This is a genomic window from Bacteriovorax sp. PP10, from assembly GCF_035013165.1.
Taxonomy (GTDB): Bacteria; Bdellovibrionota; Bacteriovoracia; order Bacteriovoracales; family Bacteriovoracaceae; genus Bacteriovorax; species Bacteriovorax antarcticus.
This window is the reverse complement of sequence record NZ_JAYGJQ010000001.1, coordinates 1752672-1774146: the sequence shown is the minus strand read 5'-3', so window position 1 is coordinate 1774146 and position 21475 is coordinate 1752672. Positions and strand designations below refer to the sequence as shown.

Below are 21475 nucleotides of genomic sequence, written 5' to 3'. Positions count from 1 at the left end.
GTTTAAATTAATGTATTATATGCCTTAATTGACACAACAACATATATGTGTTGAAATTTGATATACAAAAAAGGGTTTCGCCTTATTTTAAGACGAGAGTTTTCCATGGTAGGGTCGCCATTGTAATATCATTTAGGTGAATATTATGAATCCTAGCAACCTTGAAATTGCCGCGTCTATTATTTTTCTTTTGGCCATCGTTCACACATTCCTTGTTAGCAAATTTGCAAAATTCGCTCATCGTTATCCCGAAGGCTCTGTTCACGAAAATCTTTTTCATTATTTGGCCGAAATTGAAGCAGTATTTGGAATATGGTCGATTTTATTTTTTACAATAATGATATTTTATATTGGATACTCCGAGTCTGTTCACTACATTGAGACACTTAATTTCACAGAACCAGCTTTTGTTTTTGTTATTATGGCCATGGCAGGTACAAAACCCATTGTGCAATTAGCAGAAAAATTAATCATTAAATTTTCTAAACTTATTCCCTTATCTGGCAAGATGGCATTCTATTTAACTGTCATGATTCTTGGTCCACTGGTTGGATCATTTATTACCGAACCAGCTGCAATGACTGTAACGGCACTAATTTTATTAAAATACTTTTTTTCAAAATCTATGAGTCTAAAATTTAAGTACGCTACCATTGGATTACTTTTCGTGAATGTGTCAATTGGAGGTACTCTCTCCCATTTTGCAGCACCTCCAGTCTTAATGGTTGCAAGTAAATGGGGATGGGGTCTTGAACATATGTTTGTGAACTTTGGATACAAGGGTGCTATCTCTTGCTTCATAAGTACTATTTTGATTACCTTGGTCTTTAAAAAAGAATTGACTGGAACTTTAGATTTACAAAATAAAATATCTAAAAAAAATACTGATACTCCAATATGGGTTATATGCATTCACTTATTATTTTTAATCGCGGTTGTTATAACTGCTCACCACCTTACAATATTCATTGGTTTATTTTTATTTTTTCTTGGATTTACTTCTGTAACAAAAGAATTTCAAGATAGTATTAAAATTAAAGAATCCTTAATGGTTGGATTTTTTCTAGCTGGCCTAATAGTTCTAGGAACTCCACAAAAATGGTGGCTCCAGCCTCTTATTACAAATCTTTCAGACTATATTCTCTTTTTTGGAGCGACTGGGTTAACTGCACTAACAGACAACGCGGCCTTGACCTATTTGGGATCTCTAGTTGAGCTATCTGACTCTGCAAAATATTACTTATTAGCAGGGGCAGTTTCTGGAGGTGGATTAACCGTAATAGCCAATGCACCCAATCCTGCGGGCTATGGGATATTAAAAGTTGCCTTTGATGATGAAAATATATCTCCATTAGGAATTTTAAAAGGTGCTCTAATACCGACAATTATATCTCTTTTATGTTTTGGATTACTTCCATAGTTTTAATTGCAGTTGCTTAATTAAATTATTTCAAGGAGTGAAGCGTGAAAATTGAAAATCATAAATGGTAGATAAACTATTTTGGTTAGTGTGGATTGGGTGCTTAATTTACGGAGTTATGTCTAATTAATTAAAGTTATACCGACTTTGGAGAAATTATGAAAATTAGAATTGGTCTATTAGGCTTTGGAAGAACCGGATCGATTGTGGCCAAAGAACTTGTTTCTGACCCGGCACTGAGCTTAGAATGGGTCTGTAAGCGGACAATCTCTAAAGAATTGCTTTACGCTAGTCATTCATTAGGGTTTGATAAAAAATTTGCACCTTTTATCTCCGAAGATAAAATGAACAAACCATTTCTTGATAAAAATCCTGTCGATATAGTAATAGATTTTTCTTCTAGTAATGCATGCAAGCTTTATTCTGAAATCTCGAAATCTGGAGCGAAAATAGTTTCAGCTATTTCAAATTATACTACAGAGCAATTTACGAATATCCTAGAGGCATCAAAGGAAACCGCAATCCTTCATTCTCCTAATATTACACTTGGGATCAACTGGTTAATGATGGCCTCAAAATTACTTCAAAAAATAATCCCCCATGCTGACATAGAAGTTATTGAAGAGCATTTTAGAGATAAAAAAGATATTTCAGGAACTGCGTTAAAACTCGCTACAAATTTAAATCTAGATCCAGGTAAACATGTAAACTCAATCAGAGTCGGAGGAATAATCGGGAAACATGAGGTTATTTTCGGACTCCCTCATCAAACTCTAAGATTAACCCATGAAAGTATAAATAGAGCTGCATTTGGAACAGGTGCTATTTTTGCCAGCAAATGGCTGCAAAACAAGGAAAACGGTCTTTATTCAATGGACAATGCTATCCAAGAGAATTTTGTTTCTAAGCTTTTGGAGTTAACTGAGGTGCAGAAACTTTGAACATTTCGTTATCAAATAACTTCGTTCGCGGTTCTAAATCGGTTCTAAAATTCCTAAAAATGGATAAAAACCGAACATTGTGGATATCAATTGTGAATCTAAAACTTGTTGTTAAGGCTTTGATTTGATAGCCTTTTTTTGATAATTAAAGTGATCTGTTGTGATAGTAAAAAAGTGAAGCCGGGATTCTCGTCTCGGGCACCATTTTTTCTCTTCTTCTATTATCCATAGTTATTATTTTTTATCAAAACTATTCTTATCTAGTTTTAGTCTGCTCTATTTGTTAAAAAAACATACATTAAAAGGAAAATTACAGAGGTATTTATGATTGAAGAACGTTTAACGGCCCTTGAAATTAAATTCTCTCACCAAGATTTTCTTGTAGATGAGTTGAATAAAATGGTTTCCGATCAGCAGCAGCTCATCGATAAATTAATCAAAGAGATTCAAAACTTGAAAATTTCTATCGATGGTAATGCACAGTCTACTAGAACGTTAGAGGACGATGTTCCTCCACATTATTAAAGCCAGCCACTCTCTAGCCGAAAGAGATATTCATCCATACCAAGCTCATCGATTGTTTTTTGAGTCTCTACCAAACTATCAATAATACTTAAATCAGGAGATGAGAACGAACTGTCATGAAAGATAGAAGCCGCAGGCTTTGTAATGATTCGACTTTCCTTAGGAGAATGAGCAAGATTATTCTTCCATTCATCGAAACTTTGAATTTTTTCTGAAACGCCAAGATCAAAGACATAGGGTTCAACTTTGTCACCATTTTGAACTAAGACAAAAGCATTTGCATGATACTTCCAACCATTAAAACTCTTTGCAAACCTATCTGGATCATTCGCCTTTATGTTTTTAGGATAAAGAAGATCACCATCTTTGTTAGGTAAAAGGAATGCCTTACCTAGAGTTATGCCATTATTTTTTGCGATTAATGCAAGCTCATGTGCACGGGCGTAACATCCATCCTCCAAGTATTTAGAAGGAATATATCTTAGCTCTTTAAAGCTATCAAAAAGTTTTTGTGCCTCTTCTTTTGATAGAACACTTACCTTGACTCCCTCATAATTTTCTAATCTTTTTGAGCTGACGTTTAGCTTTACCGTTTTGAAGTCAACAGGCACTACGGTCGTCGTTGCTAATCCAAACTTTGTATCGCAAGCAATTGGAGGCACACCGATATTTTCTAGAGTCTTAAAAAAGACTTTAGTTCTTTCAGTATTAACTTGCGTGTAAGCATCGCTGAAATAAAAAAATGAGAATAAGAAAATAAATAAAATTTTCATTCTTTATTTATCGGGATATTGGACTTTTTGTTTTAATCTTTCTTAATACGGTCACAAATGTCCTACCTTTTCACTCCATTAACATAGAGAAATATGATCCCATTTTCTGTGAAAGGTTCCAGCCAGCCCACTTGTCTTCTTGCACTGGCAGTTTGAAGATGCCTGGAACTTTAGTTGTTGGTATGTGAGATACCCTACTTATTTTTTAACAACTATACCTAAATTAAGAGTTAAAAATTCATGAATTAATTAAAGGTCATAAAACTATGTTCTTAATAAGAAAATATGAAGACCCTGTGATCGAAATGTTTGATGATGAAAAATAACAATTTCAATAGATAACTCAATTATATTTCCAAATACATTAATATTATTATACTTTATTGAGATGACTTGTTAAGGATTGATGGCTGTAAGATGGCCTTCGGGAATCTCGTCTCGGGCACCATTTTTTTGCTCTTCCATTATTAATTTATTAAGGACACACGAGTTATGGTTTGGCTGCAAACTCTATTCTTTTGGAAAGCTTTTAATCTTTCCAGGCTTGCTCGTCGTCGCCCTCTTCAGATCGACGATCTTATTCCTCTACCTGACGATATTAAAAATTCAGCATTCCTGCCGAATGAATTCAATCTGGGCCACGAAAAGCACCCACGCTTAAAATTTTTGTGGGTTCAATTGCGTAAGCAAAAAATGGCGACGTTTAAAACCGTCATGCTTTTTCAATGGAACGAGGCCATGGGTGGTCTTACCGCTCTTGCGATTCACTCTTATCTGACTGCGGTTGCTCAAGATGACATTAGAACGGCCGGATTATGGGGAGTGGTTTTTTCTCTTTCATCAATGATGACCATCCTGGTGTTCGCTCAGTACATGATGACCTTCATGAAAGCGAAAATAAAGATGACACATGGCCTGCAGAAAGAAGTTTTGCGAAAGGCCTTTGCTTTAAACTTTGAAAGTCGTCAGAAATGCCCGTCGGGAGATTTAATTAATCGTCTTGAAGTTGATGTGGACTCGGTCACGAATCTTGTAGAGAGAATTGCGGACTGTCTCGGAGTTATCACTCACCTTATTATTGCGACTTATCTTCTTCATAAATTTCTAGGAATGCCCGGAGCAATCAGCGTTTTTGTTCTTGCTTTAGTTATTCCGCTGGCAAAATACATTTCGAAAAAATCCCGTGAATATGAATTTGAGTTGATGAAGAGACGTGATGAGCGCGTCACTTATATGTCTCAAGTGATCACTGGGATTCGAGTGATTAAATCTTTTGTCTGGGAAAAAGCGACGACTAAGGATTGTTTGAGTCTAAGAGATGCAGAACTTCAAAGTTTAGAAAAGCGCACGCTTCTTTCGGCCTTTGGATCTCTCATATTTATGGGCTCGGCCACAATGGCCGCGATTATTGGATTCGGTCTTTATGTAGCAATGGGAAATGTGCTGACACCGGCAAAAGTTTTTGCAGCACTCGTTATCTATGCTGATTTGCCTATGCCATTTTTAATTCTTAAAGATGTCATCACTGTTTTTGCGAAGACTCTTGCTTCGGCCCAAAGATTAATTGATTTCTTTTCGCTGGAAGAAATTTCAGAAGAAGAGCAAAAATTAAGAGATCAAAATAAAACCAACACAGGGACTTCATCATTAGATGTCTCTATCGATGGCAAATCTATACTGCAAAATATTTCATTCATCGTTGAAAATGGAAAAAGTCTTGCGATCGTAGGAAGAGTCGGAAGTGGAAAATCAATTCTGCTTGAAACTTTGATTGGTGAAATGCAAGGGCATGGAAAAGTCTGGATGCAAGAGCAGAATAAGCGTATTGCTTATGTTCCTCAGCAGCCTTTTATCATGAACGATACCGTTAGAAAAAACATTGAGTTCGGAAAAAATAATTTAGATAAATCTCTCATCGATGAAGCTATCAAACTTTGCGCCTTCCAACCCGACCTGGCGTTAATGCCTCACGGATTGGACACTGAAATTGGTGAACACGGAATCAATCTTTCAGGTGGGCAAAAGCAGCGACTTTCAATGGTCCGTGCTGTGGTGATGAATCCGGAAATTATTCTTCTTGATGATCCTTTCAGTGCTCTCGATGTAAAAACAGAAATGTTTATTTCGAATCAGCTGCTTTTTAATCACTGGTCAGACAAAACAAGAATTTGTGTGACTCACAGACTTAACTCACTTCCAAGATTTGATAATATTCTTTTCCTGGAAAATGGAACAATTTCGGCCATGGGAACTTACCATGACCTGGTCGCAACGAATCCGGAGTTTAGAACTTTTATAGAGAGTGAACTTAAATCTCAACATGATCATGTTGAAACTCCTGTTGCTGTTCATGTTAATGAAGAAACTGAAGAAGAGGCCACTCCGACTGAATTTACAACTGTCGAAGACAGAAGGATCGGTCGAGTTCGCAGCAACGTCTATAAGAATTTTTTACATTCGTTTGGTGACGGCGCTGATTGGAAAAACAAGGCGATTTCTCTCGCTGTTATTCTTTGTTCGGCCAATATCCTCACTCTGCTTCAGAATTTCTGGTTAAAGAACTGGGCCAATTCTTCTGTATCTTCACAATTCTCTCCTGCTATTGGCTGGGGAATTTATGCAGCGATAGCTTTGTGTGCTCTCTTCATGTCGTATTGGGGTGACAGGACATCGACGATGACAGTGATTCACGCTGCCAACAGAATTCATAAGCGTGCTTTTTCTGCAATTTTAGCTTCACCACTACGCTACTTTGATGTGAATCCATCGGGAAGAATTCTCAATCGTTTTTCTGTCGACCTGGAGAGAATCGAGTCTTCGCTATCACGATTTATTTCTCGTTACCTCGATGCCATTTTAAATATGATTTTTAAAATCGGATTTATATGCTGGAATGTCCCTTTCATGACATTGGCCGCGATTCCTACTCTATTTGCTTATATGAGATTTTTTCTTTTCACTCAGCCAGCATCAAGAGACCTCGCTCGCCTATCTTCTATAAGCCGAAGCCCGATGTTTGCTTTTTTCCGTGAATGCATCCGTGGTAGAACAGCGATCAGAAGTCATAATCGTGTTGAAGAATTTTCAACTAACTTTGTCGAAAAAATCCGTACGGCCCAACGAGTTTCTATCAGTGCTCGTTATATGAAATGTTACACCGACGTTCACCTGGGGATTCTTGCCACTATTTTTGTCGGGACAACGACGGCGAGTTTAATTTATTTATCACATAATAAAATGATTGATGCCGCCCTGGCCGGATTAATTCTCGTTTTCTCTAATGAGTTTTTAGGAAACTTAAAATCGATTTCTCGTGGAACTTCTGAAATTGAAAATGCGATGGTCTCAGTTGAGCGCTTACATGATGTCTCATTATTAAGTCCTGAGCCTTCTATTAATCACGAACCTGCTCTTCGCCCAGATGCCGTCTGGCCGACAGTTGGAACAGTTGAATTTGCAGGCGTATGGGCCCGTTACAATATAGATCTTCCATGGATTTTAAAAAGTGTAGATTTTAAGATTCAAGGTGGGAAGCACGCTGCTCTAATGGGGAGAACGGGATCTGGGAAAAGTAGTATTATCCAAGCGATCAGTAGAAACTTTCTTTCTGAGAAAGGAAAAATTTTGATTGATGGTGTGGATGTTCAAACAATTCCTTTGGCGAGACTTCGTCAGTCTATTGCTTATGTTCCTCAAGAGCCGACTCTCGTTATAGGATCGTTACGCGAGAACTTAGATAGAAATTATGAATATAGCGATGAGGTTATTTGGAGTGCTCTGGAAAAATCGCATATGGCAGCACTTGTGAGAAGTCTTCCATCAGGCTTAGAGACAATTGTTCATGAGAATGGATTGAACTTTAGTGTTGGGCAGAGGCAGTTGTTGTGTCTTGCTCGTGCCTTGATTGCTAATACGAAAATTATTATTCTGGATGAAGCGACTGCTAGTGTGGATGTTGAAACGGATGCTTTGATTCAGGATACGATACAGACGGCGTTTATTGGAAGGACTGCAATTATTATTGCTCATAGGCCGAGTTCAGCCGCGCATTGTGATCAGGTTATTACGTTGAATGATGGCCGGGTTGTCGCTTGATTTAGTATTGCAGGATATAATGAGATGGTTCGAGAGTACTTCAATGCATAAAATTTTATCCTTAATCAATTAAAATTTTATGCAGCTCAAACCATTCTATTAACTCTCCTCTAGAAATCTCACTTGCAGCAGCTTGGTTTATAATTTTTGCAAGTTCGGAAAACTCATCTTCATCATTATCTGGGTAAGACAGGTCCCATCCATTTGCATTCATAAAAATAATGGCCGCTAAAGTAGCAGTCCGCTTATTGCCATCTAAAAATGCATGAATCTTTGTTAAGTAAAAGCAAAGTGATCCAGCAAGTCTAGCGACACCTCCATTTTCAAAAGGCTCAGACCCAGGATAAAATGCAGTACTGATCGCACTTTCAATTTTTCCTCGATCTAATAGATGTGAAATCTGTCCTTTTTCATTACAGACAAACTTATTAGTCTGTATGACGTTCTCGACAGTCGGAACCTTAATCTTCATTTTGCTAATTCATCCATGGCCTTTTTATTTTTCTTATAGGCCTTCTTCATATTCTTATCCCACTCATCCGCTGTAACAGGCTCAAGCTCAATCGTGTGTGGCTTAGAAATAAATTCTTTAACAGCAAGGTTCACCAGCTTATTAAAATTGATGTCATTTTTTTCTACGAAACGATCTACCAATGGGTCAACATCTTCATCAAATCTCACAGTTCTAGCTTTGCTCATAAGGCCTCCTTTTGATTCATTATACATCAAAATGATGCTTTTTGCATCTATTAGAAATACGTCCATTCAGAGCTAAAATGGATGAAAAATCAATACAATAGCAGAATGGCCAGCACTAGACTGCAGACGAACTTAGCTTAAATTTCTAGATTAATAGACAATTATAATAGATTTTCAGTGAGATAATTCAGCGATGAAAAGGCCTTTCCAATTCAAAGATCATTAACATATATGTACCATTTGTCTCTTCTTTCATAACCCCTAATAATTTATTTTTATCAAAACTATTCTTAGTTAGTTTAGAATCTATCCTATTAGTAATTTAATAGAGATTAAGCCATGAATAAATTCGCAACACCTGAGACTATCCAACAAATCCTTGATTGCTACTCTGCTTTGGGTGACAAGAAATTAAAAATTGGAAATTCTTTTGAGTATTACAATTGTCCCTTCTGGAGAAACTCTGCGATGACTCCAGTTATGATTTCTAATCAAAAATCTTGGGAAAAAGATATTCCAAAAATTGAAACAATGTTTAAAAAACCAGTTTCTAAATCTCCTTTCAATGCAAAATATCCTTATTTCAATCTTCTGACTAAGGGTAATGCTCCGGTCGATAAAAAGATAATTTTGAAACTCAAAAATGAAGGATGGAGCACTAATGTCCATGAAAGTAGTCTCAACTTTTGGAGAAATCCAATCAATCTAGAAATTCCAAAAGGTATTCAAGTTAAAATAGGAAATTATTTTGATAAATCTATTTATCCAGGTTTTTTAAAAACAATGGAAGACAATTTTTCTTGTGATGACGTTTTCATGAAAACATTTAATAAAATGATGAAGAATGTTGAGAAGGATGTATTGTCTGTTTTAATTTGTAAAAATGACAAAGTTCTTGGTGCTGTTTTAATAGCAGTAAAAAATAGTGGTGCTTATTTAATGTGCGGATCAATTAATAAAGCATATCGTAAGAAAAACTTATGGAATGTCCTACTTGCTTCAGCTCAATCAGCTTCTGTAGGAAAAGGTGCTAAATTTTGGGTTTATAGTACAAATGCACCTCAGCTTCTTTGGCGCGGGGATGAGACTTATAGAAATACAGTATTTATAAAAAAACCGATTCAACTGTAATTTACAAAGGGGTTATTAAAAAATGAAACTACCAAAGAAACTACTTTTCTTTTATTGGATCCGCATTAATTTTGCAGAATTGGAAGTATAATATGAAGCTTTTTTCTTTTATTTATGCTGGTCTAATCTTTGTGCCTGCAGTTGCTATGGCATATTTGTTATGGAAAAGTAGGGCAAAAAAACCTAGCAATGAATAAATTTCAAGATACAGACTTAATCTAGGTTCCAGGCAAAATATTTTCTTGCAGATCTGGAACCTACTCAAAAAGATCTATCTAAATTCTCTACTTCAATTTCAAAAACTTAATCAATTCATCACATCCACCAATCAGAGTACCATCAACAAACACCTGCGGATACGTCGGCCACCCACTCCAAAGCTTAATCGCCAAACGCTGCTTCCACTTAGAAAAATAATTCCCGTATGAAAGGTATGTATACTCTAACTTCTGCTCTTCAAGAACTTTCCTTGCTTTTTTCACAACTGGGTTCTGCCCCATTCCAACCACAACAATTTTATTTTTCTCAACAACATTGATAACTTCCTGAACGACATCAATGTTATTGTTTGAAATAAATTTTAAGGCCTCTGGATGCACTCTCGTTTCTGGTAATACTTTACGGTTCATAAATCCTCTCTTAGTTGTTAAATTGTTTTTCAATTAACTTATTATAAAATCCATCTTTCATTAAAATCAGTTCATCATGCGGCCCTGACTGCACAATCTCTCCGTGATCCATAACAAAAATCTTATCGGACTTCTTCACTGTCGAAAGTCTGTGAGCAATGATTAACGTCGTACGACCCTTCTGAAGATTTTCCAGCGCTGCCTGAACAAGGTATTCGCTTTCACTATCAAGGGCACTCGTTGCTTCATCAAGGATAAGAATTTTAGGGTCTTTTAAAACAGCTCGGGCAATCGCCACACGCTGTTTTTGTCCACCGGATAATTGCACTCCTTTTTCTCCTACAAGAGTTTTATAACCAGCAGAAAAAGTTGTGATGAAGTCATCTGCATACGCAACTTTAGCTGCTGCCACTACTTCCTCAAAAGTTGCATCTGGTTTTCCGTAACGGATGTTGTCTTCAATAGATTCAGAAATTAAGATTGGTTCCTGAGAAACGATTCCAACCTGATTGCGAAGAGCATAGAGATCGTAATCTTTTATATCAAGGCCATCGATGAGGATTTTTCCGCTATTTAAATCATAAAATCGCATCAAAAGCTGAGCGATTGTAGATTTTCCAGCACCGGAAGAACCGACAATCGCAATCGTTTCGTTCTGCTCTATCTTCATTGAGAAGTTTTTTAGGACAAGTTGATCTGGTCTTGCAGGATAAGAAAAGTCTGCGTGTTGAATTTCGATGACACCTTTTGAAATATTCTTCAGAGGTTTCTTAAAGTTTTCTTCGTTTACTGTAGCTATGTCGAGAAGCTCAAAAATTCTGTGTCCGGCACCGAAGGCAGACATGAAATCCGTATATAAACTGCCCAAAAGGCCTGCTGAAAATGCGACGGTCATTACATATAAAATATAAGACGTAAGTGTTCCGACACTCATTTCCTCTTGGATTACCAATCGACCGCCGTACCAGACGATAAAAACGATGGCGAAAAATCCAACGATGGATACAACTCCGGTAAATTTTGCGACAACTGAAATTCTATCAAGTGAGAGATTAAAGGATTTTTGTAGCTGGTCTCCGTATCTATTAATTTCCCATTTCTCCTGCGCGAATGCTTTTACTGTGCGCACTCCGGAAATACTTTCTTCAGCAACTCCTGATGAAACAGCAAGCGCATCCTGAGTAAGTTTAGAAATGTGTTTTACTTTTTTTCCAAAGGCGGCAACTAGCCATGCCAGAGGTGGAATAAGGATAAGTATAAAAACTGTAAGTTTTGTTGATGTAATAAACAGTAGGACAATCCCACCTATGGTCTGAAAAAGATTTCTGACGAGCATTGAGATGTTTACACTCAAAGCATTCTGCAATACGGCAGTATCAGAAGAAAGCCTGCCCAGCAACTCTCCTGTTTTTTGAAAATCAAAGAATGGCATCTCTTGTGAAAGAATTTGCGAGAATAATTTTACACGCAGGCGCTTAACTGTTTTTTCGCCAGCTAATGTAAAATAATAAAAGCGGTAGCTGGAAGAAATCCCCTGAATGATAAATACTCCAAGAGCAAATAGAGCAGCATAGTTCAAGGCCTTGGTATCTTTTGTTTGAAGTGCATTGTCGATGATGGCCTTTATATATTGTGGATAGGCCATGAGTGCAGCACTGCTGATTAAAAGAAAGATCATTCCTTTAATAAGTAAAGGCCACTCTTCCCGACTAAGGTTGAGGAGTTTCATAAAGAATGCTTTATTATTTTTCATATTTAATATCTTTTGTAAGGTGAGAAAGTTTTATCCTACTTAAAATCAGCAGGTGTGCTGACTCCAGACGGGATGACAATTTCAAGAGAATATTCTGTGCTGAACAACTGACTGAGCAGTCTGATTTCGTTTTTTTTACTTCGCTTATATTTATACGGTCATTGGCCGCAAGATAAATATCTTTTAGACTTATGTCCTTCGGGTTTTTCAGCAGGCTGACTCCGCCGGACTGTCCTCTTTTAGTGAGAATTAATCCTGCTCGTGAAAGTTTCGCCATAATCTTTCTAATAAAAGCAGGGTTCGTTCCCAGGCTTTGCGCCAGTGATTCTGAGCTGTGAACTTCCTCTCTTTTTACTGCGAGGTTTATCATGATTTTTAATGTTGTATCAAAATGTGAGTCGAGCATTATTGTAACTTCCTTAATTACATTAAGCTATATTGTAACTTTTATAATTACAATACAAAAATTGCGATCCCTTGTTGTCTGTCTAAAATCTAAGCAGGTGTATCTTTTTCAATAAATGAAAATGGATTACTGCTCACAACCCCTTGATTTCACTTCGTAATCTATTGGCATCCGGCATGCTATTACTAAACTTGATTTAAGAAAAATACCGTTTTCAAAGGAAGCTATATGCTAAAGATTAAGCTTAATTTTTTACCACTTATTGTATTTGGATTAATTACTGCTTCATCACCTGCTCATGCTGAAGGGTCATTTTTTGATTCTATAAGCAAAAAGTTTACGGACATTTCTCAACAAGTAAGCGATAAAATCAAAGAATATTACGGAGACGATCCACAAACTAGTGCTTATCCAGAAGTCTCCCCTACTAAAGTGCAGACTCAAATTCCAATAGCACCAGTAGAAGCACCTTTGTCTCAATGTCGAAAATTCTTAGGACTAATGTACAATCCATACTATGAAGCGGATTCAAAAAAAGCAGCAACGATCTACTTGAATGCATCTCTTGATTTTTCAAGCTTAAGGATTGATGCAAAACTTAGTAAAGAAGAAATTTCTGAAAGAAATAAATGTGCTGAACTTGCCTTAGATGCTGGAGCTGATCCTGACAGCAATGGTAGAGATAAAAAAGAAAATGATCCTTATTCATTTACTCCCCCTGCTCCGTTAGTTCGTGCGGTTTATTACAATAACGTAGAAGGTGTTAAAATTTTATTAGATCATAAGGCGAATCCTAATATCCCAGATACATCAATGGGTACACCATTCCCTCTTATGAATACTGCTCTTTATAAGTCTCAAGACATCGCACTAGCTTTAATCAATGCTGGAATTGATCTAACGACTCCCCATCTTTTATGGATTGCTGCAGGTAATGCTGCTGATGAGGTGGTAGATGTTCTTATTAAGAGCGAGAAGATACCTGTAAATGAACTTAATAAATTTACTGATTACACTACTGATGAAGAAGCAGAGACGGCCCTTGACTCTTCTGAGAGTCGCTTACAAGCATTGATAACTTATCAAAAGAAAATTTCTTCGAACTCAGAAATGACTTTGGAAGAGAAACTTTCAGAGGTTAATAGTGTACTTTATTATAACTATCCATTAAGACCTCAATTAAAAATGTCAGAGACTGTGGATCCAGATGCTTTCATTAATGATCTGTTGATTCAACAACAGAATGTCAGCAACTCCCTAAAGGCCGCTGGGGGCACATGTAATCTTGATAATTGCGGGATTATCATTTATTCTTTCTAAAAATTAATCTTTTTACTTTAATGTGAGAAAATTTTATGACAATTGAAAAATCCTTTAGCAATCCATTTCTAGAAAGAATGGGATTTGAACTAACAAAATGGGAAGAAGGATTTGCAGAATTTGAAATGCCTATTCAACCGTGGCACATGAACAGACAGGCCGCTTTACAAGGTGGAGTCGTCTCAACTCTTATTGATGCTGCTTGTGGCTTTGCCGGTCTTTACGCTCCTCCTGGAGCACCAGAACTGCAAGCTGTAACGATCACTTTAAATGTAAATTATGTAGCAAGTGTTAGCTCAGGCACTCTTATAGTTAAAGGTAATAAAATTGGTGGTGGAAGAAAAATCTTTTTTGCCGAGGCAAAAGTCTTCACAACTGATGGAACTCTGATCGCTTCAGGTCAAGCATCTTTTAAATATCGTAATCATTAAAATTAAAGTTACTAATAGGCCCCAAGCTCTGAAATGGATGGACAGCCTAGCTAAAAATAATTATGTTATGAGGTTTCTTAAAAACACTATTAATTGAGGTGATCACTTGAGCAACAAAGATATCTACAAAGACGAATTTGGAAACTATCACGAAGTAGAAGATGAAAAGGAAACTCCACTTGATGGCCTGGAAGATGATGACCAGGATGTAACTGAAGACGAAGATGACTTCGAAGATCATTTTGATTCAGCAGAAGATGATGAAGAATACGATGAAGACGAAGCATACGCCAATGAGCGACGACATGAATATGATTCTGATGAAGATTAAGAGATTAATTGCCAACAGACAGATATGATTCTGGAATCAGTATACCTAGAATGAAGTACCTGAAGTAAACGATAGTCGTATACTACCGTATTTATATGTATTTACTTCAAGTTTCAAAAGACTTCGAAAGTTCGTCTAAGCGAAGATTAGTGTACATGGCCCTTAGAGCATGACATTTTACTTTCGAATCTATCTCAAAGGAAATCCCATGAAGTCACTTGCAATCATCAGCTTGCTACTTATTAGCACTACTCCCTTATTAGCTGCATCTAGCTTCAATGAAGTCAGAAATGTTGTATTTGGTGAAAATCCAATGACAGCAGATATTCATATCAATAACGAAATCAAAAGTTATGAGAAAAATCACTTACCCCATTATGAAGTTACGAGTGACAAGTTCATCAGAGGTGGAATTAACCGTCTCCTTGATCGTGCGACAAGAACACTTAAAGATACTGATGATTACTACCCTCGTTTAGAAAAACTTCTACATTCAAATGGTGCCTGCTTTTCTGGTACATGGAATATTAATAAGGCCAATCCATATAGTGGGTATTTTAAAAATGGCTCAACGGGATTATTTATCGGACGAGCATCAACGGCCCTATCTGAAACTGAGCGTGGAGATGCCAGAGGATTTGGTTTGGCCGGAAAGATTTTTCCAACAACTGATAAGGATAGTGTCGTTCAGACTGCAAATTTCTTTTTAGTTGATGTCTTAATGGGAACTCAAAGAAATCGTTTTATGGATGTTGGTTTAACTAATAAACCAAGCTTAGGATTTAGACCAAGTGTTATTAGACTTGCTCTAAAAATCATGAAAGTTTTTAAAGGAGTAGACTCTGATCCAATCTACAGACAAGTCTACCCGATCTCAGAAATGGGATTAGCTGTGGGGGAAAAAGTTAGAACTCCAAAGTTTATGATGATTAAAACAGATAAGAGCGTTGCTAGAAATGATGACACTGACTTTAGAGATGAATTAAACATTAAAAAAAATCATTCGTATGGAATTAAATTTAATATTTACGTAAACGATACCAGCAATAAGCAAGATGATGGTGATTGGGTCAAAATTGGTTATATTCAAGCAGATGAAAGCGCTGTCTCTTATGGATGTGACAGAAGGCTACACTTTGCCCATCCTAAATTTAAATAAAAAGGCAAAAAGGCAAAAAGGCAAAAAGGTGCCAGCAGACTTGTGGTAGCTACACCGCTATACCACAAGTCTGCTGGCACCTTATTGGCCTTATTGCAACTCGTTCACGTTAGCATTTGGTCTACGGGCCGCAGCTTGTTCTTTTTCTGCTTTGTCTTGTTTGGCCAGAGCGGTTAAACCGGAAATAGCACCCAATTGCATTGTATCAAGCGCAGAGCTTGGAACGACAACAATGGTAGAGTTTTGTTTTAATCCTTCATAAAGCATATTCATCGCTCGCAAATGGAAGGCCACTGGATTGTCAGCGTAAGTTCTCGCCGCTTCTTCAAATTTCTCTGCAACTTGTTTTTCTGACTCTCCAAGGATGACACGTGCCTGGCGTTCTCTTTCCGCTTGAGCTTGCATCGACATTGCATTTTCGAGTGCTGCTGGTATTAAGACATCTTTTATCTCTACTGAGACAATATTAATCCCCCAAGGTTCGGCACGCTCCTCGATGGTTCTTTGTAACTCTTTACCGATCTTCCCTCTCCCCTCAAGCATATCTGCAAGCATCGTTCTCCCAATAACATCGCGAAGTGCTGTCTTAGAGGCCCATCCGATAGCGCTTTCATAATCGGCGACATTTAGTGCCGCTCGTTCAGGGTCCGTCACTTTCCAGAAAAGAACAGCGTCGACATTGACGGGAACTGTATCTTTAGTAAGCGTTCTTTCAGTGTTTACACTGGAGGTAATCACCCTTGTATCAAGCCAATAAGCAACAACATCTACGAATGGAATAATAAAGAAAATTCCCGGTCCCTTTAATGAATAAAATTTCCCCAATCTGAGCACGATGGCCTTTTCCCACTGATTAGCAATCTTAATAGATAATGAGATAAGGCCAGCAACCAAAAATGTAACAACAAAAATCGCCACTGAAGTTGTGTTTAAAAATGTGTTTATATATGTCATGTAAGCGGCCCAACTAAGCCCCACAAAAAAAATGACCAAGAAAACTAATCCAGAAAGAGGCCCTGCTCGATTCAAACGTTGTTCTGTCATATAGTGCTCCTGATATTTGCAGACCAGAAAGTTCTACTTTAATAAAAAGCAAAACCTGGGCCAGTCAGAAACTGTCGGCCTTGTAATAAAAATGAGCTCTAATAAAAAATGAAGGATTTTTGATTGGGGATATTTGTCTAAGTCCACCGAACTAAAAAAAAGGTGCCAGCAGACCAAAAGTCTACTGGCACCTTTGTTTTAAAAAATTTTACTTACAAGTCGTAAACCCACTCAGCGGTTTTTGCATAAGTGCATTCAAGGCATCACTTTTCACTGACGGAAGAGTTAGGTCTTCGTAAAGTTCCCAACCGTTCCCCGGTCCACCACCTAACTTGTAATACATGAACAAATCATTTCCACAACCGTACCACTGCTTGAAGAAATCATTAATGTAAGTACCGTTTCTTGGATCCAACTTAGACAGCTGACTCACTTCATCGTTTGAGTTCAGAGACATATCCGAGCTCCCTTCATAGGCAAGTGACTTGATACCGTAGTGATTAGCAAGTTGAAGGAATGTTGTTCCTGAATATGCAGTATCATTTGCGATAGAAGCAGCAGTCGCAGTTCCTTTACCTGAATCCGGAATTTGATAAGTATTTAGAGTAGAACCGATCGCGGCCATCAGTGAATCTACTGTTACATAATTGCCTTGTGGTGCTTGCCAATATGGTGCTCCTGCGAGTCCATAAAAGTATTGGCTAACATCACCATAGTTCGTTTTCAGATAGTAAAGTGCATCTACCGTAAGATATTGGTAATTGAATTGCATTGCAAAGACAGGACGAACAATATTCATCATATCATTACCATAAACAGTTCTGAACGCCTTACTCATTTGCATTGTCTGATAAGCAATACGTCTGTAACCTTGGTACCATTCATTCGCGCCACCCATTGAAAAGTGATTCGGATCTCCCGCCTTAACTGATGCGGCAGCAGCTTCGAAATTGTCAGCAGTTTGTCCGAATATAGAGTTCCAAAGTTCGTTAGACCATTCAACGTAAAGGTGAATGTTTGGATTCAAATTCGCTTTAAAGAATTTCGCCATCTCAATTGAGTATGCTGTTACATCCGCTTTGTGAGGAATGTTTACCCAAATATCTTTACCAGTTAAATTTGCAAGTTGAGCGATATATTCTAACGAAATACCTGACATACATTTCGGTGCAGAACAGCTCCCTTGGAACGGATAATTACCTGGTGTTCTTTGAGAAAAACTTGTCACTTCCGAATCATTAGTATTCTGAGCTTCCATAAATCTTAAAGCTGCAAACGGAGCAATTGTTTTTAAGAATTCATCCGTGAAGACTTTCGTCGTTCCAACCGGATAACCTGGGCGCAATACTTGTAAGTTTTTTACACCACCTTCAGTTGCTGAATATTTCGTATTATGGAAAGTTAAAAATAACTGCCCCGTAGCTCCGTCCATCACTGCCTGAGCAGTAGTCGTATTGGTTGCAGCATTGTAGACCTGATTTTTAATGACTCCACTACCATTAGAGATGTTAACAGACGCTTGTCCGTTAAAAACAATATTGTAAGTTCCAATGAAACTAGGATTACGTTCTTTGATTGGACGATTTAGTGCATCTCCACCATCTGTAATAAGGATGACTTGAAAATCCGACAGTGGCCAGCCTTGAGCATCTTCTTTGGGATAAGTTAATCCAGCACACTTAGATTCACCATAACCAAGTACGCAAGTACTATCGACAGGGCTCCATCCACGTGCAGTCTTAATAGCATCAACAAACATGTAGTTGTTTGCCCAATCAGTTATGAAACCGATGTTTACACCCATCTTAGTTCCTACGCTTCCCACTGGAGCTGGTGTAGGAGTTGGAGTCGGCGTTGGTACCGGAGTTGGTGTTGGTGTTGGCGTCGGCGTCGGTGTCGGCGTCGGTGTCGGCGTCGGTGTCGGCGTCGGCGTTGGTGTCGGCGTTGGCGCCACTACTGTTTTTTTAATAATAGTTTGATAAGCATTTTTAGTATCTTTGTAATTTACAACCTCAGCAACTCTGATTTGAATATTCCCATCTTTCAAACCTGTTAAATTCAACTGCATCTTATACTTTGATTTAGAAGTACAAATGGTCGACTCAATTGGTGTCTGCTTGGATGCAGAGTCAGTGGCCTGGGTCATGATCGTCCTTCTGGCCACGCACACACCTTCAATTACTACCGCCTTTTGATTGGCCGTGGTAACAGAGAAGTTTTTAGGTGGAGACGTAATACTAAGCCCAACGACGGCATTAGCTTCTGAACCTATAATTGTTGTACAAACGAGAACTGCTAGAGAGAGTGTTTTGTTTATTTTTTTCATGACCCCATTATCGGATTGAAGTGGTTCAAAATTTAAACAAATAACCGCTCTCAATAAAACTTGATAAAATCTTAATGATTAATAAACGTCATTTTAGAGACTTATATAGAACTCGAGTCGATTCTCCGCAGTGAAGAGTGTTGTAAACTTCGCATTTTTGAAACGCTCATAGGCGATAAAAGTTGGCATTCATAGGGATAATGAGTGGTTCAAATCGAATATGGCCCCCTAAGTCTTAGTACGGTTCTCTCTGCTAAATAGATGCATTTTTCGTCGTTATTTGTTAGAAAATATACATGCAAAATCAACTCTTCAATTTATTAACTTTTATCGCGGCCTTTATCTTTGCTGCTGTAATCGTTTACTTTGGAACTTCGATTGATATTCAAATAATTGCGGCCTTTCTTATCTCTGTCATTTTAACTCCGATCCTTGCTTACTACGCTCTATTCTTCGTTCTAAAATCTAAGTTTAATTATCTCTGCGTCCCACTTCATTTCACCAGAATATTAAATCTTCAAATCGTTGATCCTCTACTGAATTAAATTTTCCAATACAACTTTGTCTTTTTATCGCAATTCTATTTTGTATTGGAGATCCGTATGAAAATTAAATTTACTGAAATCTTTCTTAAAACAATGGTTCGTTTATTTGGCGCTAAAGGATTTAGTAAAATGTACGCCGCGACCTCCACCAGTAAGGCCTACGCCAAATTCTGTGAGAGAGTTTATGGCCGTGATTTATGTCAGGCCAACATGATGGATGAAGAGCAACTGCAATTTCTGCTTGATAAATTGCAGTTGAATGAAAATCATGATGTGCTAGATCTTGGGTGTGGTATTGGAAAAATTTCTGAATATATAAGCGATGTAACCAAGGCAAAAGTGACAGGAATTGATTTTGCATTTGGTGCCATTGAGCAAGCTCAACAAAGAACTAATCAGATCAAGTTCGTTGTAGGAAACCTAAACAATCTTAAAGAACTAGTTCATGAAAAATATGATGTTATTGCCTTAATTGATTCCCTTTATTTTGTAGATGATATTCACAATTACATAATGACTCTTAGAAGATTTTTAAAACCAGGCGGTACTATCGCTATCTTTTATACCTCTTCTGCAAATCCTAATAAGGTACAAGAAATTTTATCTTTGCAAAACTTTACATTCTGCTCTCATGATTTTACGGCAAACGAAAGAAAGATTTGGGAGCGTTCACTTATTGTTGCAGAAGAATTAAAAGAGGAATTTATAAAAGAAAAAAACATTGAAATTTATAAAGGAAGAATTTCTGAAGCAAAAAGAAATATAAATGCTCAAAAGACTAATACAATTTTCAGATATCTTTATTTGATAAAATAAATACGTGTAGCGACAGATGCAAAACTGAGTTGCTCTTTATTTGCTATACCAAATCAAATTTCTCTAAGTTTAGGTTTTTTTAAGTTTACCTTCGTGAGTCCTTCTGCTTGCATAAGCTAGTGGTCCTTTAAGTCTTACGAGGGTGTGATTTTATGAAACTTTTTTTAGTACTCTTATTTCTATTTTCAAATAACTCTTATTCGGAAACCACTCCTTCAGATCAATACGAAAAACCAGGCCCGTTTGATTTCGTCACAGATATTCCTCGCTCACTAAAAGAAGGATGGGAATTTTCTTTTAATACAAAACCGGCCACTCTCTGGACCTGGGGTGGTGTCATCGCTTCTAGTGTTGTCTTTTACGTTTACGATGAAAAAATTTATAAACATGCCAAGATCCTTGGAAACAAATTAGGTCTTGGAAATGATGATCATACGAAACCGATGATTACAATCGGGGGCACAAATATTTTTCGAGGCCCAACGGATCTTGGATCAACAATGTACTTCATTGGAGATGGATGGCTGCAAACTTCGATTGCTGCAAGTTTTGCGATTACAGGTGCAGTGACAAGTGACAATCGTGCCTTGCAGACGGGGTCACAAATAATGAATTCATTAATTACGGCTTCCATTCCAACGCAAGTTTTAAAGCGGGCAACTGGAAGAGAGGATCCCAATCGTGCTACAAAATACCGAGGAAGATGGAGACCCTTTAGCCCTAATTACAGTAAAGATGTTTCGGCCTATGATGCTGTACCATCAGGACACTTAATGGCCGCGACTTCAACTTTGACTGTTATTGATTCTAATTATCCAGAGTATCGATCTGTGATTAGGCCCGTGGGATTTACATTGCTAACACTGCTAAGTTTTCAAATGGTGAATATTGGAGTTCACTGGGTCAGTGATTATCCACTAGGATTGGCCTTCGGTTATGTTTTTGGAAAAGTCGCTTCTACTCACGGAAAAACAAACCAGGAAAAAGAACCAGATATCACCTCACTTTCAGATTGGAGATTTCTTCCACTGTACACTTCGGATGAGAATGGACGAGCGATGGGCGGTGTGGCCTTATTTGATTTTTAAATCTGGCGAATACTTAACGACTCTCGGCCCGTGGACGAGGAAA

At 37.6% G+C, this 21475-nt stretch carries 20 protein-coding genes; 12 read left to right on the top strand and 8 right to left on the bottom strand.

Going from position 1 to position 21475, the window contains the following annotated elements:
- Nucleotides 1-145 precede the first annotated feature (145 nt).
- The 3 genes from SHI21_RS08730 (at nt 146) to SHI21_RS08720 (ending at nt 2886) form a co-directional block, all read left to right on the top strand.
- Entirely contained in the window at nt 146-1420 is a 1275-nt protein-coding gene (locus SHI21_RS08730) for a putative Na+/H+ antiporter (protein WP_323575972.1), read from the top strand.
- A 158-nt stretch (nt 1421-1578) separates the two neighbouring features.
- The gene (locus SHI21_RS08725; RefSeq protein WP_323575971.1) at nt 1579-2361 is read left to right on the top strand and encodes a 4-hydroxy-tetrahydrodipicolinate reductase; all 783 of its coding nucleotides are present in this window, start codon (nt 1579-1581) and stop codon (nt 2359-2361) included.
- Nucleotides 2362-2685: 324 nt separating this feature from the next.
- On the top strand, nt 2686-2886 hold the full coding sequence (locus SHI21_RS08720; protein WP_323575970.1) for a SlyX family protein: 201 nt from the start codon (nt 2686-2688) through the stop codon (nt 2884-2886).
- Here the strand turns inward: SHI21_RS08720 and SHI21_RS08715 are convergent.
- The gene (locus SHI21_RS08715; protein WP_323575969.1) at nt 2883-3659 is read right to left on the bottom strand and encodes a protein-glutamine glutaminase family protein; all 777 of its coding nucleotides are present in this window, start codon (nt 3657-3659) and stop codon (nt 2883-2885) included. The two genes, SHI21_RS08720 and SHI21_RS08715, sit on opposite strands and share 4 nt — an antisense overlap.
- A gap of 492 nt (nt 3660-4151) precedes the next feature.
- Here SHI21_RS08715 and SHI21_RS08710 point away from each other — a divergent pair, with 492 nt between their 5' ends.
- Nucleotides 4152-7754, top strand: a complete 3603-nt coding sequence (locus tag SHI21_RS08710) for an ATP-binding cassette domain-containing protein (protein ID WP_323575968.1) — start codon at nt 4152-4154, stop codon at nt 7752-7754.
- 61 nt (nt 7755-7815) lie between these two features.
- Here the strand turns inward: SHI21_RS08710 and SHI21_RS08705 are convergent, their stop codons facing one another.
- On the bottom strand, nt 7816-8226 hold the full coding sequence (locus SHI21_RS08705) for a type II toxin-antitoxin system death-on-curing family toxin (RefSeq protein ID WP_323575967.1): 411 nt from the start codon (nt 8224-8226) through the stop codon (nt 7816-7818).
- Nucleotides 8223-8453 (bottom strand): hypothetical protein, encoded by a 231-nt coding sequence (locus SHI21_RS08700; RefSeq protein ID WP_323575966.1) that lies wholly within the window; start codon nt 8451-8453, stop codon nt 8223-8225. The genes SHI21_RS08705 and SHI21_RS08700 overlap by 4 nt, the downstream gene beginning before the upstream one ends.
- Nucleotides 8454-8921: 468 nt before the next feature.
- Here SHI21_RS08700 and SHI21_RS08695 point away from each other — a divergent pair, with 468 nt between their 5' ends.
- On the top strand, nt 8922-9584 hold the full coding sequence (locus SHI21_RS08695; RefSeq protein WP_323575964.1) for a hypothetical protein: 663 nt from the start codon (nt 8922-8924) through the stop codon (nt 9582-9584).
- Between the two features lie 284 nt (nt 9585-9868).
- Here the strand turns inward: SHI21_RS08695 and SHI21_RS08690 are convergent, their stop codons facing one another.
- Genes SHI21_RS08690 through SHI21_RS08680 form a run of 3 tightly spaced genes read right to left on the bottom strand, consistent with a single transcriptional unit; the run spans nt 9869 to nt 12372 of the window.
- Nucleotides 9869-10213: a glutaredoxin domain-containing protein gene (locus SHI21_RS08690; protein WP_323575963.1), complete on the bottom strand. Its 345-nt coding sequence runs from the start codon at nt 10211-10213 to the stop codon at nt 9869-9871.
- A gap of 10 nt (nt 10214-10223) precedes the next feature.
- Entirely contained in the window at nt 10224-11966 is a 1743-nt protein-coding gene (locus SHI21_RS08685; protein ID WP_323575962.1) for an ABC transporter ATP-binding protein, read from the bottom strand.
- The gene (locus SHI21_RS08680) at nt 11956-12372 is read right to left on the bottom strand and encodes an Rrf2 family transcriptional regulator (RefSeq protein ID WP_323575961.1); all 417 of its coding nucleotides are present in this window, start codon (nt 12370-12372) and stop codon (nt 11956-11958) included. Before SHI21_RS08680 ends, SHI21_RS08685 begins: the two co-directional genes overlap by 11 nt.
- 228 nt (nt 12373-12600) lie before the next feature.
- Between SHI21_RS08680 and SHI21_RS08675 the strand changes: the two genes are divergently transcribed.
- The 4 genes from SHI21_RS08675 (at nt 12601) to SHI21_RS08660 (ending at nt 15613) form a co-directional block, all read left to right on the top strand.
- Nucleotides 12601-13692 (top strand): ankyrin repeat domain-containing protein, encoded by a 1092-nt coding sequence (locus SHI21_RS08675; RefSeq protein ID WP_323575959.1) that lies wholly within the window; start codon nt 12601-12603, stop codon nt 13690-13692.
- A 35-nt stretch (nt 13693-13727) separates the two neighbouring features.
- Complete coding sequence (locus SHI21_RS08670) at nt 13728-14123, top strand: PaaI family thioesterase (RefSeq protein WP_323575958.1); 396 nt, start codon at nt 13728-13730, stop codon at nt 14121-14123.
- Between the two features lie 106 nt (nt 14124-14229).
- Nucleotides 14230-14454 carry a hypothetical protein gene (locus SHI21_RS08665; RefSeq protein WP_323575957.1) on the top strand — a complete coding sequence of 75 codons (225 nt, stop codon included), beginning with the start codon at nt 14230-14232 and terminating at the stop codon, nt 14452-14454.
- A 208-nt stretch (nt 14455-14662) separates the two neighbouring features.
- On the top strand, nt 14663-15613 hold the full coding sequence (locus SHI21_RS08660; protein WP_323575956.1) for a hypothetical protein: 951 nt from the start codon (nt 14663-14665) through the stop codon (nt 15611-15613).
- Between the two features lie 90 nt (nt 15614-15703).
- On the opposite strand, the gene SHI21_RS08655 is transcribed toward SHI21_RS08660, so the two are convergent.
- Nucleotides 15704-16657 carry a slipin family protein gene (locus tag SHI21_RS08655; protein ID WP_323575955.1) on the bottom strand — a complete coding sequence of 318 codons (954 nt, stop codon included), beginning with the start codon at nt 16655-16657 and terminating at the stop codon, nt 15704-15706.
- Nucleotides 16658-16865: 208 nt separating this feature from the next.
- A complete protein-coding gene (locus SHI21_RS08650; RefSeq protein WP_323575954.1) occupies nt 16866-18983 on the bottom strand; it encodes a hypothetical protein in 2118 nt (705 codons plus the stop codon).
- A gap of 296 nt (nt 18984-19279) precedes the next feature.
- Between SHI21_RS08650 and SHI21_RS08645 the strand changes: the two genes are divergently transcribed.
- The 3 genes from SHI21_RS08645 (at nt 19280) to SHI21_RS08635 (ending at nt 21432) form a co-directional block, all read left to right on the top strand.
- Entirely contained in the window at nt 19280-19528 is a 249-nt protein-coding gene (locus tag SHI21_RS08645; protein ID WP_323575953.1) for a hypothetical protein, read from the top strand.
- Nucleotides 19529-19585: 57 nt separating this feature from the next.
- Nucleotides 19586-20344: a class I SAM-dependent methyltransferase gene (locus SHI21_RS08640; protein WP_323575952.1), complete on the top strand. Its 759-nt coding sequence runs from the start codon at nt 19586-19588 to the stop codon at nt 20342-20344.
- Nucleotides 20345-20496: 152 nt separating this feature from the next.
- Nucleotides 20497-21432: a phosphatase PAP2 family protein gene (locus SHI21_RS08635; RefSeq protein ID WP_323575951.1), complete on the top strand. Its 936-nt coding sequence runs from the start codon at nt 20497-20499 to the stop codon at nt 21430-21432.
- Nucleotides 21433-21475: the final 43 nt, after the last annotated feature.